Raw genomic sequence first — 1,223 nt, 5'->3', positions numbered from 1 at the left:
GCCATGTGGCAAATCCGTCCTAACGACAGCATATGAGCGATTGTCCCGATGCCCGAAGCGAAACGGATGGCGTTCCTGCGGCGCTGTCGGATTGCAAGTTACGGTCACTGACTTGTTCGGGTTTGGAAAGGTTGCCAGGTCGCTTGGTGGCCTGCGCGGCTTCACATGGGCGGCGCGATGCCGTGATTCCCGACCACGACCCGATTCGCGGTGAGCTTGCCATCGCCACCTCGCTTGGCGTTGACGAAGACCGCGGCGCCCGGCGTCAGATCCGAAGGCGTGGCAGCGGCGAATGTCACGATCGGCGTCGTCTGGGGGATCGCGATCTGTTTTTTCTGGCCGTTGTCATAGGTAAGCGTGACCGTGCGGCCCTGGATTTCGGTGACGTCGGCCACGGTGCCGTTTGTCATGCGGCTGTTGGGCTGCAGATCCCAGTCGCGGTCGCCTTCTCCCGTGCCCTTCAGCGCCGCGGGAAAGATGACGACTTCCAGCGCCCCGCTGGCGCCATCGGCCTTGGAAAGCGAGGCGATGCCGAGAAAGTCGCCCTGCTTGATGTCGGCCGCCGATGCCTTGGCGACACCCGAAATCTTCCAGCCGTCGGCAAGTGTGATCGCATCGGTCTTGCCGTCGCGGTCCTTCACCGTCAGCGTCGATCCGGTTATACCGACGACAGTGCCTCGAACACGTGCGGCATCCGTCGCCCACGCTTCCCCGCAGATGACACTTGAGACTGTGCCGAGCACAATTGCGAATGATTTCAAATTCATGGCATTCGATCCTTCCGTGAAACGCCCGTCGCCCGGGTTTTGGCTGCCGGTGACGGCCAGCTAACGAATCGAGGCGTCGAAAATGCCGGCGAAACCGGTCGCGGAGCTTCAAAAGAACTTGATTGGGCGCCGCGCGATCTTACATGTGGGACGCCTGCGATACCGGCCGGAATGCCGCTTCACGATGGCGTGACGGCCTAAGCTCTTGGCAAATCATTTGTTAACGAGCATTCTCCCGCCAGTCTCAGGCAACGCCACATTTCATCCGACCGTTTCATCCAAAGGAGTTGCCATGCCCAACACCGCACGGAACGCCGTTTCCAACGACATCATTGCCGCGTCCGGCCTCAATCCGCTGAAGGCCGCTCGCGAAACGAGGGGATATACGATCGAGGAACTGTCTTTGACCTGCGGCCTGGCCGTGGGCGAGATCGTCGACATCGAGGACGGCAAGGA

2 protein-coding genes are annotated in these 1,223 nt (G+C 61.0%); one reads left to right on the top strand and one right to left on the bottom strand.

Annotation, left to right across the window (positions count from 1 at the left end; genetic code table 11):
- Positions 1–161 precede the first annotated feature (161 nt).
- Positions 162–767, bottom strand: a complete 606-nt coding sequence (locus EOA27_RS37125; RefSeq protein WP_189343146.1) for a hypothetical protein — start codon at positions 765–767, stop codon at positions 162–164.
- 292 nt (positions 768–1,059) lie between these two features.
- On the opposite strand from EOA27_RS37125, the gene EOA27_RS43245 reads away from it, so the two are divergent.
- Positions 1,060–1,223, top strand: a 164-nt coding sequence (locus EOA27_RS43245) for a helix-turn-helix transcriptional regulator (RefSeq protein WP_348639888.1), incomplete at its 3' end; no start/stop codon positions are given.

The sequence above is a fragment of the Mesorhizobium sp. M2A.F.Ca.ET.037.01.1.1 genome, assembly GCF_003998075.1.
Classification (GTDB): domain Bacteria; phylum Pseudomonadota; class Alphaproteobacteria; order Rhizobiales; family Rhizobiaceae; genus Mesorhizobium.
Note: the sequence above shows the minus strand (reverse complement) of the source record. Positions and strands in the feature narration are given on the sequence as shown.

Coding starts and splice junctions, on each gene's coding strand:
- EOA27_RS37125 (WP_189343146.1), bottom strand. CDS start 767: ATGAATTTGAAATCATTCGCAATTGTGCTCGGCACAGTCTCAAGTGTC.